Origin of the sequence: Aeromonas sp. R4-3 (genome assembly GCF_040908275.1) — a bacterium.
Classification (GTDB): domain Bacteria; phylum Pseudomonadota; class Gammaproteobacteria; order Enterobacterales; family Aeromonadaceae; genus Aeromonas; species Aeromonas rivipollensis.
In genome coordinates this window covers 93,719-110,206 of the sequence record NZ_JBFODK010000028.1, presented here as the reverse complement: position 1 = coordinate 110,206, position 16,488 = coordinate 93,719, and the positions used below count along the sequence as shown (strand labels likewise).

Annotated in this window: 14 protein-coding genes; all 14 read right to left on the bottom strand. The window is 61.1% G+C overall.

Features of this window, described 5'->3' with window-relative positions; all coding sequences use genetic code 11:
* Window positions 1-8 precede the first annotated feature (8 nt).
* Entirely contained in the window at window positions 9-3,488 is a 3,480-nt protein-coding gene (dnaE, locus tag AB5Y91_RS08680) for a DNA polymerase III subunit alpha (protein WP_290070975.1), read from the bottom strand.
* A 2-nt stretch (window positions 3,489-3,490) separates the two neighbouring features.
* A complete protein-coding gene (gene rnhB / locus AB5Y91_RS08675) occupies window positions 3,491-4,081 on the bottom strand; it encodes a ribonuclease HII (RefSeq protein WP_368169555.1) in 591 nt (196 codons plus the stop codon).
* An 80-nt stretch (window positions 4,082-4,161) separates the two neighbouring features.
* The gene (gene lpxB / locus AB5Y91_RS08670; RefSeq protein ID WP_163136515.1) at window positions 4,162-5,301 is read right to left on the bottom strand and encodes a lipid-A-disaccharide synthase; all 1,140 of its coding nucleotides are present in this window, start codon (window positions 5,299-5,301) and stop codon (window positions 4,162-4,164) included.
* Window positions 5,294-6,085, bottom strand: a complete 792-nt coding sequence (lpxA, locus tag AB5Y91_RS08665; protein ID WP_106886076.1) for an acyl-ACP--UDP-N-acetylglucosamine O-acyltransferase — start codon at window positions 6,083-6,085, stop codon at window positions 5,294-5,296. The genes lpxB and lpxA overlap by 8 nt, the downstream gene beginning before the upstream one ends.
* A gap of 2 nt (window positions 6,086-6,087) precedes the next feature.
* Window positions 6,088-6,549, bottom strand: a complete 462-nt coding sequence (gene fabZ, locus AB5Y91_RS08660) for a 3-hydroxyacyl-ACP dehydratase FabZ (protein ID WP_010673414.1) — start codon at window positions 6,547-6,549, stop codon at window positions 6,088-6,090.
* Window positions 6,550-6,573: 24 nt separating this feature from the next.
* Window positions 6,574-7,593 (bottom strand): UDP-3-O-(3-hydroxymyristoyl)glucosamine N-acyltransferase, encoded by a 1,020-nt coding sequence (gene lpxD, locus AB5Y91_RS08655; RefSeq protein ID WP_290030439.1) that lies wholly within the window; start codon window positions 7,591-7,593, stop codon window positions 6,574-6,576.
* 3 nt (window positions 7,594-7,596) lie between these two features.
* Window positions 7,597-8,109: an OmpH family outer membrane protein gene (locus AB5Y91_RS08650; RefSeq protein WP_025327908.1), complete on the bottom strand. Its 513-nt coding sequence runs from the start codon at window positions 8,107-8,109 to the stop codon at window positions 7,597-7,599.
* A gap of 148 nt (window positions 8,110-8,257) precedes the next feature.
* Complete coding sequence (gene bamA, locus AB5Y91_RS08645; protein ID WP_111909928.1) at window positions 8,258-10,681, bottom strand: outer membrane protein assembly factor BamA; 2,424 nt, start codon at window positions 10,679-10,681, stop codon at window positions 8,258-8,260.
* Window positions 10,682-10,715: 34 nt separating this feature from the next.
* A complete protein-coding gene (gene rseP / locus AB5Y91_RS08640) occupies window positions 10,716-12,068 on the bottom strand; it encodes a sigma E protease regulator RseP (RefSeq protein WP_368169554.1) in 1,353 nt (450 codons plus the stop codon).
* Between the two features lie 76 nt (window positions 12,069-12,144).
* Window positions 12,145-13,341, bottom strand: a complete 1,197-nt coding sequence (gene ispC, locus AB5Y91_RS08635) for a 1-deoxy-D-xylulose-5-phosphate reductoisomerase (protein ID WP_368169553.1) — start codon at window positions 13,339-13,341, stop codon at window positions 12,145-12,147.
* On the bottom strand, window positions 13,341-14,198 hold the full coding sequence (locus AB5Y91_RS08630; RefSeq protein ID WP_111909925.1) for a phosphatidate cytidylyltransferase: 858 nt from the start codon (window positions 14,196-14,198) through the stop codon (window positions 13,341-13,343). Before AB5Y91_RS08630 ends, ispC begins: the two co-directional genes overlap by 1 nt.
* Before the next feature lie 27 nt (window positions 14,199-14,225).
* Window positions 14,226-15,002, bottom strand: a complete 777-nt coding sequence (gene uppS, locus AB5Y91_RS08625) for a polyprenyl diphosphate synthase (RefSeq protein WP_368169552.1) — start codon at window positions 15,000-15,002, stop codon at window positions 14,226-14,228.
* Between the two features lie 72 nt (window positions 15,003-15,074).
* The gene (gene frr, locus AB5Y91_RS08620; protein ID WP_106886072.1) at window positions 15,075-15,632 is read right to left on the bottom strand and encodes a ribosome recycling factor; all 558 of its coding nucleotides are present in this window, start codon (window positions 15,630-15,632) and stop codon (window positions 15,075-15,077) included.
* Window positions 15,633-15,728: 96 nt separating this feature from the next.
* Window positions 15,729-16,463: a UMP kinase gene (gene pyrH, locus AB5Y91_RS08615; protein WP_025327915.1), complete on the bottom strand. Its 735-nt coding sequence runs from the start codon at window positions 16,461-16,463 to the stop codon at window positions 15,729-15,731.
* Window positions 16,464-16,488 lie beyond the last annotated feature (25 nt).

Here is a 16,488-nt window from a genome sequence, read left to right as displayed (position 1 = left end):
TAGATCCTCTAATCAAAAACCAATTCAACCCGCTCTCGTCCAAGCAGGACTCGCAAGTCATCTATCAGTTGATCGGTGGGCGTCACCCGCCACTCGGTACCGAGCGTCAATCGCGCCCGGGAGCCGGGCCGACGATAGTTTACCTGAACCGGACAGACTCCGGCACGGGCGGGCTCCAAAATCTCGCACAAACGCGGGAAAAAGCGTTCGTCAATGCGTTGTTCATCGAGGGAAATGCGGATCGCCCTGGCGAAACGCTCCCTCGCATCGTTGATATCCAGCAATTCGCGGGCCGACATTTTAAGGCCACCGGAGAAGTCATCAAAGCTGACCTGTCCAGAAACCACTAAAATACGGTCTTTTTGCATCAATTCTTCGTATTTTTCCAGCGCTTCACTGAAGAGGGTCACATCCAGACGGCCGGATCTGTCGTCCAGGGTGAAGATCCCCATCTTGTTACCGCGCTTGGTCACCATGCTGCGGGCCGCAATCACCAGCCCGGCTGCCGTGGTCACCGTATCCCGGGAGGTGGGATGCAGATCACACAGACGGCCCGAGGTGTAGCGACGCAGCTCGCTGCTGTACTGGTTGATGGGGTGACCGGTGAGGTAGAGCCCGAGGGTCTCGCGCTCCCCCTCCAGCCACACCTTGTCGGGCCAGTGCGGTACATTGGCGAACGCCTTCTTGACGTCGTCTATCTCCTCGGTGAGCACGCCGAACATGTCGACCTGCCCCACCGCCTGCGCCTTGGCGTGCTGCTCGGCGGCGCGCATCGCCTCTTCCAGCGTCGCCATCAGGGCGGCGCGGTGCGGGCCCAGCCGGTCCATGGCACCGGAGAGGATGAGCTTCTCCATCACCCGCTTGTTGAGCTTCTTGATGTCGACTCTGTTGCAGAAGTCGAACAGGTCGCGGAAGGGACCGTCCTGATCCCGCGCGCTGAGAATGGCATCTATGGGGCCTTCGCCGACCCCTTTCACAGCACCTATGCCGTAGACGATATGGCCGTCCTCATTGACGCTGAACCGGTAGCGGCCGGTGTTCACGTCAGGGGGTATGACGGTCAGCCCCATGCGCTGGCACTCGTCCACTAGCGTCACTATCTTGTCGGTGTTGTCCATGTCGGCGGTCATCACCGCCGCCATGAACTCGGCCGGGAAGTGGGTCTTGAGCCAGAGGGTCTGGTAGGAGACCAGCGCATAGGCGGCGGAGTGGGACTTGTTGAAGCCATAGCCCGCAAACTTCTCCACCAGATCGAAGATCTTGATCGCCAGCTCGCCGTCGACGCCGTTCTTGACCGCCCCTTCCTCGAAGCCGGAACGCTGCTTGGCCATCTCGGCGGGGTTCTTCTTGCCCATGGCCCGGCGCAGCATGTCCGCGCCGCCCAGGGTGTAGCCCGCCAGCACCTGGGCTATCTGCATCACCTGCTCCTGGTAGAGGATGATGCCGTAGGTGGGCTCCAGTATGGGTTTGAGGCTCTCGTGCTGCCACTTCTCGTCCGGGTAGGAGATAGCCTCCTTGCCGTGCTTGCGCTCGATGAAGTTGTCCACCATGCCGGACTGCAGCGGGCCCGGACGGAACAGGGCCACCAGGGCGATCATGTCTTCGAAGCAGTCGGGCTGCAGCCGCTTGATCAGATCCTTCATGCCGCGGGATTCGAGCTGGAACACCGCCGTGGTCTCGAAGCGCTGCAAGAGCGCGAACGACTTCTTGTCGTCGATGGGGATGGCGGCGATGTCGACCGGCGGCTTGCCCTCCTTGGCCAGGCGCGGGTTGATCATGCCGAGCGCCCAGTCGATGATGGTGAGGGTCCGCAGCCCCAGGAAGTCGAACTTCACCAGGCCCGCGTACTCCACGTCGTTCTTGTCGAACTGGGTAACAGGGTGATGGCCGGAGTCGTCGCAGTAGAGCGGCGCGAAGTCGGTGATCTTGGTGGGGGCTATCACCACGCCACCGGCATGTTTGCCGGCGTTGCGCACCACACCTTCCAGCCGGCGCGCCATGTCGATGAGGTCCTTGACCTCCTCGTCCTGCTCGTAGAGCTCCGGCAGCTTGGGCTCGGCCTCGAATGCCTTGGCCAGCGTCATGCCCGGATCCGGCGGAATGAGCTTGGAGATGCGATCCACGAAACCATAGGCGTGGCCCAGCACCCGGCCCACGTCCCGCACCACCGCCTTGGCCGCCATGCTGCCGAAGGTGATGATCTGGGACACCGCCTCCCGGCCATACATCTCGGAGACGTGCTCTATCACCTCGTCCCGTCTGTCCATGCAGAAGTCGACGTCGAAGTCGGGCATGGAGACCCGCTCGGGGTTGAGGAAACGTTCGAACAGCAGATCAAACTCGAGGGGATCCAGATCGGTGATCTTGAGGGCGTAGGCCACCAGGGAGCCCGCCCCCGATCCCCGGCCCGGGCCAACGGGGATGCCGTTGTCCTTGGACCACTGGATAAACTCCATCACTATGAGGAAGTAACCCGGGAAGCCCATCTGGTTGATCACCTTGAGCTCGATGTCGAGGCGCTCGTCGTATTCGCCACGCTTGGCGGCGCGTACCTCGGGATCTGGGAACAGGAAGGCCAGACGGTCCTCCAGCCCCTCCTTGGACTTCATCACCAGGAAGTCTTCGGTGCTCATGTCACCGGTCGGGAAGTTCGGCAGGAAGTATTCGCCCAGACGCACAGTCACGTTGCAGCGCTTGGCGATCTCCACCGTGTTTTCCAGCGCCTCGGGAATGTCGGCAAACAGCTCGCACATTTCTTCCTGGCTGCGCAGGTACTGCTGCGGGCTGTAGCGGCGCGGACGGCGCTTGTCCATCAGGGTGTAGCCGTCGTGGATGGCGACCCGGATCTCGTGAGCATCGAAGTCGTCGGCCCCGAGGAACACCACCTCGTTGGTGGCCACCACGGGCAGCTCGAACTCGGCGGCGATGGCCACCGCCATGTGCAGGTAGACCTCTTCATCGGGTCGGCCGGTACGCAGCAGCTCCAGGTAGTAGGCATCCGGGAAGTGAGTCCGGTAGAAGGCGAGGCTCTGCTCCACCATCTGGCGGTTGCCCTTGAGCAGGAACTTGCCCAGATCCCCCTCGCGACCGCCTGAGAGCACTATCACCCCCTTGGCATGTTCGACCAGCCAGCCCTTGTCGATGACGGGGCGCCCCTGCACGTGACCGCGCTGGTAGCCGCGGGAGATGAGCAGGGTGATGTTCTGGTAGCCGTCGTTGTCCATGGCGAGCAGGGTGAGGCGGAACTGCTCGTCGCCGAGCTCATCGCTCTGCACCCAGAAATCCGCCCCGACCAGAGGCTTGATCCCCTTGCCGTGGGCCGAGCCATAGAAGCGCACCAGGCCGCACATGTTCATCTGGTCGGTCAGGGCCAGGGCCGGCATGTTGTTGGCCGCGGCTGCCGAGACGATGGGGCCAATCTTTTGCAGGCCATCGACCATGGAGAAGTCGGAGTGGACCCGCAGGTGGACGAAGCGAGGATCGGCCATGGTTATTCGATCCCCAGCGCCCGGCGCACCGGTTTGAAGCTCTGCCGATATTCGGGCAAGGGGCCGCGCTCGGCCAATATGGCGAGGTGTTCGGCGGTGGGATAACCCTTGTGACGGGCGAAGCCGTACTCGGGATGACGGCTGTCCAGCTCTGTCATCTCGGCATCACGGGTCACCTTGGCAAGGATGGAGGCGGCGCTGATGGCGGCCACCAGGCTGTCACCCTTGACCACGGCGCGCGCCTCCATGGGCAAGTTGGGGCAGCGGTTGCCGTCGATAAAGACCAGCTCGGGGGTCATGGAGAGGCCCGCCACGGCCCGCTGCATGGCCAGCATGGTGGCGTGCAGTATGTTGAGCTGGTCGATCTCATCCGGGGTGGCGCGGCCTATGGACCAGGCCAGCGCCTTTGCCTTGATCTCGCCATACAGGGCGAGGCGCTTCTTCTCGGAGAGCTTCTTGGAGTCGGCGAGGCCTTCAATGGGATTGGCGGGATCCAGGATCACCGCGGCGGTGACCACGTCACCCACCAGGGGGCCACGGCCCACCTCGTCAACCCCGGCAACCAGCTTGTCTTGTGGAATATCGATCGTCATATCACAGGCCTTGAATCAAAACCGGCCCCGCAGGGCCAGTATCAGCACAACATAACGCCAAAAGCGCGCCGCCAGCCACCCTAGCTGTCGAGCAGCTCGGCCACCGCCTCGGCGGCCTGCACATCGGCGTTGCAGCGGATCTTCTGGTGCAACTTGGTGAAGGTGGCGATGAGCTCGCTGTTGTCGTGCTCCAGCAACTTGCTGACCTCTTCCACCAGATTGGCCGGGGTGCACTCATGCTGGATGAGCTCGGGCACCAGCATCCGGTCTGCCAGCAGATTCGGCAGGGAGACGTACTCCGTCTTCACCAGCCACTGGGCCAGCCAGTAGCTGAGCGGCTTGAGCTTGTAACCCACCACCATGGGCCGCTTCACCAGCATGGCTTCCAGCGCGGCCGTGCCGGACGCCAGCATCACCACGTCGGCGGCTATCATGGCCTCACGGCCCTGACCGTCCAGCAGCACCATGTCGAGATCCGGCGCAACTTCGGCCTTGATGGCGAGGAACTGCTCGCGCCGTGTCTCGTTCACCAGTGGCACTATGAAGCCGAGATCCGGGCAGTGCACCGTCAGGTGCTTGCACGCCTCGAGGAAGACGGGGGACATGAAGCCGACCTCGGCGCTGCGGCTGCCCGGCAACACCGCCAGCCAGCGGCGGCCCGGCTCCAAGCCGAGCGTCTCGCGCATCTCCTGCTGATCCGGCACCAGGGGAATGTCGTCCGCCATGGTGTGGCCGACGAAGCGGCAGGGGGCATCAAAACGGTCGTAGAAGGCTTTCTCGAACGGCAGGAAGGCGAGCACCATGTCGGTGGCGGCCTTGATCTTGTGAATGCGGCCCTGACGCCAGGCCCAGACAGAGGGGCTGACATAGTGGACCGTCTTGATACCGGCGCGGCGCAGTTTCAGCTCCACCCCGATATTGAAATCTGGTGCATCCACCCCGACGAAGATGTCAGGAGGATTGGCAATAAAATGCCGCAGCAGCTCGCGGCGTACCTGGAGGATCCGGGGCAGACGTCCCAGCACCTCGCTGATGCCCATGACGGAAAGCTCTTCCATCTCGAACAGGGCCTTGACGCCCAGGGCCTGCATGCGCGGCCCGGCGATCCCTTCGAACTGGGCATCGGGATAGCGAGCCAGCAGCTCGCGCACCAGACCGGCAGCCAGGATGTCGCCGGAGGTCTCTCCGGCGACTATGCCGATGCGGATAGGCTTAGGCACGGATGATCCCGCGCTCGTTGCCCTTGAGGAAATCCACATAGAGCTGGACGGCCGGCTCGGTGGCCGCCATCTCGCTCAGTACCGGCAGCACCTCTTCGATGGTTTTGCCGGAGCGGAAGATCTCCTTGTAGGCACGCTTGACGGCCGAAATGGCTTCCGCGCTGAAGCCACGACGACGCAGCCCTTCGGAGTTGACCCCGAACGGCTTGGCGTAGTTGCCTGCGGCCATCACGTAGGGCGGCACGTCCTTGTTCAGGGCGGCGCAGCCACCGACGAAGGCGTGGGAGCCGACGCGGCCGAACTGGTGGATGGCAGACAGACCGCCGAAGATCACGAAGTCACCTATGTGAACGTGGCCCGCCAGGGTCGCGTTGTTGGCGAAGATGCAGTTGTCACCGATCATGCAGTCATGGGCCACGTGGACGTTGACCATGAAGAGGTTGCCGCTGCCGACCCGGGTCAGGCTCTGATCCTGGGTGGTGCCGCGGTGCACAGTGCAGTTCTCGCGAAACACGTTGTTGTCGCCGATTTCGAGGAAGGTACGCTCACCGGCGTACTTCTTGTCCTGGCAATCCTCACCTATGGAGGTGTGCTGGAAGATCTTGTTGCCGCGACCTATCTTGGTCGGGCCCTTGATCACCACGTGGGAAGCCACCCAGGTGTCGTCACCTATCTCCACCTCGGCACCAATGACGGTAAAGGGGCCGATTTCAACCCCTTTGCCGATCACGGCAGACTCATGGACGATGGCGGTATCGTGGATGATGGCAGTCTGGTCAATCACGGTTACACCTCGCGTTTGGCGCACATCAGTTCGGCGGTACAGACCACTTCACCGTCGACGGTGGCAACGCCGGTGAACTTGGCGATGCCGCGACGCTCCTTCAGGAACTCTACGTCGAGCACCAGCTGATCGCCAGGGCCGACCGGACGCTTGAAGCGGGCGTTGTCGATGGAGGCGAAGTAATAGAGCTCATTGGGGGACGGCTTGCCCACCATGGTAAAGGCCAGGATACCGGTCGCCTGGGCCATGGCCTCCAGGATCAGCACGCCGGGGAACACCGGCTTGGCCGGGAAGTGCCCCTGGAAGATCGGCTCGTTGAACGAGACGTTCTTGATGGCGCGCAGGGTCTTGCGCTCATCGCTGATCTCGTAATTTTCCACCTTGTCCACCATCAGGAACGGATAACGGTGGGGCAGCAGATCCATGATTTCCTGGATCCCCAGGCTTTTCTTTTCAGTAGTCAAAACAGTACCCTATACCAATCGTGATTATTCTTGATCCAGCTTTTTCTCAAGTCGGCTCAACCGCTTGTGCATCTCTTCGATACGCATCACCCGGGCGGCGGTCTTGCGCCACTCTTTATTGGTTTGCAGGGGGATGCCGGAAGAGTAGATGCCGGGCTCGGTAATGGGTCGCATCACCATGGCCATACCGGTGACGGTGGCCTGGTCGCAGATCTCCATGTGCCCGTTAAAGACGGAAGCGCCGCCAATGATACAGTATTTGCCGACCTTGAGACTACCGGCCATCACGGTCGAGCCCGCCACGGCGGTGCCGTAGCCAATCTCGACGTTGTGGGCGATCTGGCACTGGTTGTCGATGATGACGTTGTCCGCGATGCGGGTGTCTTCCAGGGCACCGCGGTCTATGGTGGTGCAGGCACCGATTTCCACCCGGTTGCCTATGGTCACGCCGCCGAGCTGGGGGATCTTGATCCACTCGCCACGCTCGTTGGCATAACCGAAACCGTCGGCCCCGATCACGGTGCCGGCTTGCACCAGACAGTCCGTGCCCAGGGTCACGTTATGATACAGGGTGACGTTGGCCCACAACCGGGAGCGTGCTCCCAGTTGGGTATTCTTGCCAACGAAACAGCCCGGACCTATGCGGACATCATCCCCCAGCACGACGCCGGATTCGATGACCGCATTGGCGCCGATGGCCACTCTCTCGCCCAGTTGCACATCCGCCGCGATGACGGCACTCGGATGAATATCCGTGGCCGGCTGCGGTGTGGTGTCCAGCAGTTGGGCTACCCGGGCAAACCCCACATAGGGGTCTTTGAGCACCAGGGCATTGGTGGGGCAAAACGGCAGGTCCGCCTCAGTGATGAGCACGGCAGTCGCCTTGCTCTGCTCCAGGAAATGCCGGTACTTCTTGTTGGACAGGAAGGCAATCTCCCCCTCCCCGGCTTTTTCCAGTGTCGCTACCTTGCGGATTTCCCGGGTCCCATCCCCATGGACCTCGGCCCCCAGTTGCTGGGCCAGCTGTGCGAGAGTGAATGCCATCAATTAGTTGCTCTTGCTTACCTGAGAGATAACCTGGCTGGAGATGTCCAGCTTGCTGGCGGCATAGGGAGCAGCATTGCGCTCCAGCACCAGATCATAGCCATTGCTCTTGGCGATGGAATCGATGGCAGCCTGTACCTTGGTCAGGATCTTGTTGCGCTCTTCAGCCTGACGACGGCCGTTGTCCTGCTCGAACGCCTGACGCTTCTGGTTGAACTCCATCTGCAGCTTGGCCAGCTTCTCCTGGTTCTGCTTCTTCTGCTCATTGCTCATGAAGGCTTCGTCCTTCTTGAACTTCTCGACCAGAGCCTGACCGTCGGATTCCAGTTTCTGCAGCTCGCGCATGCGCGGCTCGAACTCACCCTTCAGCTTCTTGGCCACGGCTTCACGCTGGGGCAGCTTTTGGAAGACTTCGCCCATGTCTACCACGGCGATCTTGGTCTCAGCCCAGGCGGAGCCCATACCGGCAGCCATCAGTGCAAAACTCAAACCAGCTACTTTCAACGCTTTATTCACACTTACTCCTTGGTCCCTCGGTCGAGGGCTACCTGATTTACCTGATTGTGCAAGCGATCTCTGGGACCGGCTTGTTACCTGGTGAGGCACGCAAGCTGCGCGTCCCATCATTGAATACCCCCACCGAAGTGGGGGAGCGTCCGCACCCTTAGAAGGTACGGCCGATGTTGAAGGAGAAGACTTCGGTATCGTCCCCTTCGTATTTCTTGAGCGGTTGTGCAATCACGAACACCAGGGGGCCCATGGGGGAGAGCCACTGCAGTGACAGACCCGCCGACATCCGGATATTGGTGGGGTCAGAATAGTCCATCAGATAGTTACAGCCACTGAAGCAACGGTTCTGGTACTGACCATATTCGAAGGTGGTGTCCCACACTGTACCGGCATCGATGAAGAAGCTGGTACGCAGCTGGGGCTGGTAGCTTTCAGACGCGAACGGCGTCGGCACTATCATCTCGAGGGAGGCTACCGCCAGGGCATTGCCCCCCACAGAGCTGTCGGTGCCCTGGATCACGTCGTTACCGCCCAGGTTGTAGTAGTAGAGCGCCTTAGGACCGACTGTGTTGCTCTTGAAGCCGCGCAGGGTGTCGAAACCACCGGCATAGTAGTTCTCGAAGAAGGGCAGCACGTGGTCGTAGTCACCGTTGCTGCCGTAGCCATTACCGTAAGAGGCGCGGGCCTTGGCCAGCATGACCCACTGGTGGTCGGCATCAAACGGGAAGTAATGGGAGTCTTCGGCGTTGAGCTTGAAGTACTGCAGATCCATGCCAGGCACAGTCACCTTGGCGTTCACCCGCTGACGGTCACCCGCAGTAGGGAACTGGCCCTTGTTGAGGGTGGAGCGAGTCCAGCCGGCGGTGACATCCACTGTGTTGAACACCATGCGGTTGTCGCCGTCCAGGTTGGCCTGGTACACCTTCCAGAACTCATCCACCTGCACATAGGGGTTGGGCTGGGACAGCTTGTTGTTCTCGTAGCCGAGGCTGAAGTCGAGACGGTTGTTCTCGTTGACCGGGAAACCACTGGAGAGGCGGAAGCCTATGGTGGTGTTCTCGTAGTCGACTATGTTGGCATCGGCCGCGCTGAACTTGTTGTAGTAGAGGCGGCCGCCCAGGCTGACGCCATCGACGGTGAAGTAGGGATCGTTGTAGCTGAGATCGATGTTCTTCGAGTAGTCGTTGGTGCTGGCATTGATGCCGATCTTCTTGCCGGTCCCCATGAAGTTGTCTTGCTGCAGGCCCGCCTGCAGGCTCAGACCAGACTCGGTACCGTAGCCGATGCCGGCGTTGATGGAGCCTGCCGGTTGCTCCTTGACCTTGAAGTCCAGATCGACCTGATCGTCGCTGCCCGCCACCCGCTTGGTGTCCACTTCCGCAGTCTCGAAGAAGCCGAGGCGGTTGAGACGGGTCTTGGACTGCTCGACGTTGTCGGAGGAGAGCCAGGTGCCTTCCATCTGACGCATCTCGCGACGCAGCACTTCGTCCTTGGTGGTGACGTTGCCGCTGAAGTTGATGTTGCGCACATAGACACGGGGGCCCGGCTCTATGTTGACGATCAGCTCCACTTCCTTGGTCTGGTCATTGACCTGGGGGAAGGTGACCACTTTGGGGTAAGCGTAGCCATAACGGCCGAGGAACTTGGAGAGCACCTCTTCGGTGTGGGTCACCTGGCTGGCGGAGTAGACGCTGCCCGCCTCTATGGGGATGAGCCCCTTCATATCGCCGCCACGGTCGATGAGATCGCCCTTGAGCTGCACGCCGGAGACCTTGTACTGATCCCCTTCCTTGATGTTCAGGGTGACGTAGACGCCCTTCTTGTCCGGGGTCATGGAGACCTGGGTGGACTCCTGAGCGAAACGTATGTAGCCGCGGTCCATGTAGTAGGAGCGCAGCACTTCGATGTCACCGGCCAGCTTCTGCTTCTGGTAGCGCTGATCGCCTGTGAAGTTCCACCAGGGCACGTCGTCCTTCAAGGAGAGCTGGGCCAGCAGTTTCTCTTCCGGGAACACCTGGTTGCCGACAATGTTGATCTGCTGGATCTTGGCCGCTTCCCCTTCCACGAAGGTGAACTTGAGGTCGACCCGGTTGCGGGGCAGCGGGGTGACGATGGCCTTGACCTTGGCGGAGTACTTGCCCACGCCGTAGTAGAAATCTTCCAGTCCCTTCTCGAGGGAGCTCAGCACTGTGCGATCCAGGGGATCACCGACGCGGATGCCGGAGGACTCCAGGCTCTGGGTCAGCTGCTCCTCCTTGATGTCCTTGTTGCCGGAAAACTCGATGCTGGAGATGGTCGGGCGTTCCTTCACCACGACTTGCAGCACCTGGCCGTCACGATAGACCTTGACGTCCTCGAAGTTGCCGGAGGCATAGAGCTTCTTGATGGCGTTGGCCAGGGCCACCGAGTCCACGGAGTCACCGACCCGGACCGGCAGATTCAACAGGGCGGCGCCCAGGGTCACCCGCTGCAGACCCTCGACCTGAATGTCTTGCACCACAAAAGAGGCAGGGGCCGCCTGAGCCAGGAAGCTGGCTCCCAGCAGGCAACTCAACACCAATGCTTTTTTAACAGCCATTTTGTTCTTATGTGTCCTTGTTGATGCTCTAGCCTCAGAGGCGAGCGAAATCATTAAACAGCGCAATGCCCATCAGTAACATCAGAATGGCGGCGCCTATCCTGAACCCAATTTCCTGAATTTTTTCTGGTACCGGCTTGCCGGTGACTGCCTCGATGAGGAAGTAGACCAAATGGCCCCCATCCAGCACCGGCAGGGGGAACAGATTGATGATCCCCAGGTTGACGCTGATGAGCGCCAGGAAACCGAGGAAATAGACCAACCCGTAATCTGCGCTGCTGCCAGCCCCCTTGGCGATGGAGATGGGGCCGCTCAGGTTGTCCAGGGAGACGATGCCACCGATCAGCTTGCCAATCATGTCGAAGGTCAGCGTGATCAGGCTCCAAGTCTTCTGGACCCCATGCCACAGGGCTTGCAAAGGCCCATACTGTAACAGAACTCGATACTCATCCGGTAATGGAACCAGTTGCGGCGACAAGCCGACGAAACCGACCATCTGGCCCCGTACTTTTTTCACATCCGGGGTCAGGGTCAGGGTCAGATCGCTGCCCTCGCGCTCCACCGTCACCTGCAGTGGCTGCTCCGGTGATTGCTGCACTCGCTCGACAAACTCGGTCCATTCGGTGATCGCCTGATCACCCACGCCCTTGATGCGATCCCCCACCTGCAAACCCGCCTTCTCGCTGGCGCTCGAGGGCACTATGGCCTGTACCACCGGCAGCACCTTGCCGCCGAGAGGGACTATCCCCAGGCTGCCGATGGGGGACTCTTTGTCCGGATCGAAGGTCCAGCTATCCAGCATCAGCGTCTTGTTGACGGCGTAGCTGGCGCCTGGCGCCTTCAGCTTGAGCTGTACCGATTTGTCTCCCAGATGGCTGATGAGGGCATAGGTCACGCTCTCCCAGTCTTCGGTGGCCTCGTCGCCGACGCCGACGATCTCCATGCCAGGCTCTATGCCGGCCTGGGCCACTATGGACGCAGGGCGCACCTCGCCGACCACCGGCTTGACGCTGGGCACCCCTATCATGAACATCAGCCAGAAGGCGAACAGGGCAAACACGAAGTTTGCCATGGGGCCGGCCGCGACTATGGCCATCCGTGCCCAGACGCTCTTGTGGTTGAAGGCCTGTGCCTCCTCCCCCGGCTTGAGCTCATCGACCCGGCCGTCCAGCATCTTGACGTAGCCACCCAGCGGGATCAGGGCCAGCACATATTCGGTGCCATCCTTGCCGATGCGGCGCCAGATAGCCTTGCCAAAGCCGATGGAGAAACGCTCGACCTTGACGCCGCAGCGACGGGCTACCCAGAAGTGGCCAAATTCATGCACCGCCACCAGCAGCCCCAGGGCCACGATGAAGGCGCCAATATTCCATAACAAGGCGCCCATCAGCCGATCACCTCGGGGTCATGTCCAGTTCGGCGCTCGAGGGCGTAGAGAGCGGCACCAGGCCACCACAGTCCGTTCATACGGCAAGCTCCTCTATCAGTTGCTGGGCATGGGCACGGGCCCTGCCATCCAGCGCAATCAGATCCTCCAGCGAACCTGCGGCACTGGTGCCCAGTGTCGTCATGATGGATTCGTTGACTCTGGCAATATCCATAAATCCAATGCGCTCTGCAAGAAAAGCCGCGACGGCCTCTTCATTGGCGGCATTGAGAGAGGTGGTCGCCGCCTGTCCTTGCTGGCAGGCCGCCATGGCCAGTGCCAGGCAGGGATAACGGGCGTAGTCGGGGCGGATAAAGCTGAACTCTCCGACACTGAAGAAATCCAAAGGTTCCACACCGGACTCAATCCTGGCCGGGTAGGCCAGGGCGTGGGCTATGGGGGTACACATGTCCGGGTTGCCGAGCTGGGCCAGCACTGAACCGTCCTTGTACTGCACCATGGAGTGGATCACCGACTGGGGGTGGATCACCACCTGGATCTGCTCCGGGAGGGCGTTGAACAGCCAGCGCGCCTCTATGTATTCCAACCCCTTGTTGATCATGGTGGCGGAGTCCACCGAGATCTTGGCCCCCATGGACCAGTTGGGGTGCGCCACCGCCTGGGCCGGTGTGACCCTGGCCAGCTCGTCGATGTCGGTATAGCGGAAGGGGCCGCCTGAGCCGGTCAGCAGTATCTTGCTGATGCCCGCCCCGGCCAGATCGCAGAAGCCAGGCTCGCGCTGAATAGCCTCGGGCAGGCACTGGAAGATCGCATTGTGTTCGCTGTCGATGGGCAGCAGCTCGGCGCCATGGTGGCGTACCGCCTCCATAAAGAAGGCGCCGGACATCACCAGGGCCTCCTTGTTGGCCAGCAGGATCCGCTTGCCGGCACGCACGGCGGCCATGGTGGGTGCCAGACCCGCCGCACCGACGATGGCCGCCATGACGCTGTGGGCGTCAGGGTGAGCGGCCACTTCGCACAGGGCAGCCTGACCGCAAAGCACCCGGGTGGCGCAGCCATGGGTCTTGAGGCGACCGGCCAGATCGCTGGCGGCGCTCTCATCCACCATGACGGCGAAACGAGGGGAGAATTCGAGACAGTCCCGCACCATGGGATCCACGTTGCGAGCCGCGGTCAGCGCCAGCACCTGCCAGCGCCCCGGGTTCTGCCGCAGCACCTTGAGGGTGCTCTGACCGATGGAGCCGGAGGCTCCCAGAATGACCAGATTGCGCATCAGAACTCCTGACCGAGTAACAGATAGCTGAGCAGGAAGACGGGCAGCGCCGCCGTCAGGCTGTCGATGCGATCGAGGATGCCGCCGTGGCCCGGCAGCAGGGTGCCGGAATCCTTGATGCCAGCCTCCCGCTTGAACATGCTCTCGGTCAAATCGCCGAGCACGGACGCCAGCACCGCCAGCAGAGAGCAGAGCAGCACCACCCCCATCTTGGCCGGCACGAAGCCCATGAACCAGGTCACGCTGATGGCCAGCACGCTGGCGGTAAAGAGTCCGCCCAACATGCCCTCTATGGTTTTACCCGGGCTGACGGCCGGGGCCAGCTTGTGCTTGCCGAACGCCTTGCCGAAAAAATACGCGCCAGAATCTGCCGCCCAGACCAGGCCCATCACGAACAGCAGGATCCAGGCCCCCATCATGGGGTCGTGATAGAAGTTGTACCCACGGATGGCCACCAGGGACCAGAAGAAAGGCACCAGGGTCACCAGACCGAACAGGGACTTGAGCCAGACGGACTCTTTCCACAGCCTGGCGCTGCGGGGGTAGCGCAGTACCAACAGAAGCCCGAGCAGCCACCAGCTGATGGCGGTCCAGAGCACGCCCATCACCAGCGGATGCAGCTGGGGGATCCAGAGTTGCTCTACCGGCACCCAGAACAGGCTGGCACCGAGCAACAGGCAGAACACCAGCGGCAACCATTGTTGCGGCTGGGCAGAGACGAAGGCGCTCCACTCACGGCTGGCCAGCAGAAAGACCAGGGCAGCGAGCAGGGCAAAGAATTTCAATGGCAGGAAAAACAGTGCCCCCAACACCAGGGGTACTAACAGTAATGCGGTAATAATTCGTTGTTTTAGCAAAAGAAACCTCTCTCTTGGGAGCGGGGTTTAGCCGGTCTGTTGCGCGGCGATCAATTCCCGTATCTGTTCACCCGTACACCCGAAGCGACGCTCGCGAGCAACGAAGGAGGCAACTGCCCCGCTGAACTCGGCCTCGTCAAAGTCGGGCCACAAGACCGGGGTAAAATAGAGCTCGGCATAAGCAAGCTGCCATAACACAAAATTGCTGATGCGATGATCCCCGCCGGTACGGATCAGCAGATCCACCGGAGGCAGGTCGGCCATGCAGACCTGGCGTGCCAGTGCCTTTTCATCGACCGCCTCTGCATCCAGCTCGCCCGCTGCCACGGCGCGAGCCAGCCTGCGGGCCGCCTGGGCTATGTCCCATTGACCACCATAATTGGCGGCGATGTTGAGGGTGAGTCCCTGGTTGCCGGCGGTCAGGGCCTCGGCCTTGGCGATCTTGGCCTGCAGCCGTTCACTGAAACGGGCGGTATCGCCGATCACCTTGAGCCGGATGCCATTGCTGTGCAACTTGTTCACCTCGCGGCCAAGCACCGTCATGAACAGCTCCATCAGGGCATTGACCTCCCCTTCCGGGCGGCGCCAGTTCTCACTGGAGAACGCGAACAGGGTCAGCGCCTCCATCTTGGCACGGGCGGCAAAGGCCACGGCCTCACGCACGGATTTCACGCCCGCCTTGTGGCCAGAGACCCGCATCTTGCCACGGTTCTGAGCCCAGCGACCATTGCCATCCATGATGATGGCGACGTGACGAGGCAAGGACGAGCTGGCGCTATCGCCTAGCGCTGCCAAAAGCGACATTCATTTCTCCCACAAAGACAAAAGCGCCGTGCAGGGGCACTACACGGCGCTCGTAATATACCTGTCGGAGGCTTAGATTTCCATTAGCTCCTTTTCCTTCGCGGCCAGGGCGTCATCCACCAGCTTGACGAAGGCGTCGGTCAGTTTCTGGATCTCTTCCTGGGCGCGACGGTCGTCGTCCTCGGAGATCTCCTTGTCCTTCAGCAGAGCCTTCAGGTCTGCGTTGGCATCGCGACGGATGTTCCGCACGGCAACCCGGGCACCTTCGGCCTCGGCACGGACTATCTTGGTCAGATCGCGGCGACGCTCTTCGGTCAGCGCAGGCAAGGGGACGCGCAGAGTCTGGCCATTGCTGGACGGGTTCAGGCCCAGATCTGAGGTCAGGATGGCTTTTTCCACCGCCTGGATCATGGAGCGATCGAAGATGGAGATGGACAGGGTGCGGGCATCTTCTGCCACTACGTTAGCCAACTGTTTCAGAGGAGTGGCGGCACCGTAATACTCCACCTGGATACCGTCGAGCAGGCTCGGATGAGCACGGCCGGTACGGATCTTGGACATCTGGGTCTTGAGCGATTCTACGCTCTTGGCCATGCGGTCCTTGGCGTCGTTTTTAATCTCGTTGATCACAGTGGTTTTCCTTTTGGCGAACGAGCCGGCATGCGGCCCGTATCTATCTTGTTTACTGGCGTAATGGACAAGCGCGCCAGGCGGCTCAGGCTTGTCTTACTTGCTGACGTGGTGGATCAGGGTACCTTCCGGCTCACCCATGATAACCCGACGCAATGCACCCGGTTTGTTCATGTTGAACACGCGGATCGGCAGATCGTGGTCGCGGGCCAGAGTAAAAGCAGCAAGATCCATCACTTTGAGTTCTTTTTCAAGAACTTCATCATAACTCAGTTCTTGATAGAGCACTGCATCCGGGTTCTTGACCGGATCATCGGTGAACACACCATCGACCTTGGTGGCCTTGAGCACCACGTCGGCTTCGATCTCGATGCCGCGCAGGCAGGCTGCGGAGTCGGTGGTGAAGAAGGGGTTACCGGTACCGGCGGAGAAGATCACCACTTTGCCGGCACGCAGCTGGCTGATGGCCTCGGCCCAGCTGTAGGAATCGCAGACACCCTGCAGGGAGATGGCAGACATCAGACGGGCATTCACATAAGCACGATGCAGGGCATCACGCATGGCCAGGCCGTTCATGACGGTCGCCAGCATGCCCATGTGGTCACCCACCACGCGGTTCATGCCCGCCTTGGCAAGACCGGCACCACGGAACAGGTTGCCGCCGCCAATGACCAGACCGACCTGAACACCCAGCTCAACCAGCTCTTTGATCTCTTGGGCCATCCGCTCCAGCACCGCTGGATCAATGCCAAAACCCTCGGATCCTTGCAGGGCTTCACCACTCAACTTCAGAAGAACACGTCTGTATGCAGGCTTGGGATTGGTACTCATGTCACTGATTCCTGGTCATATAAAG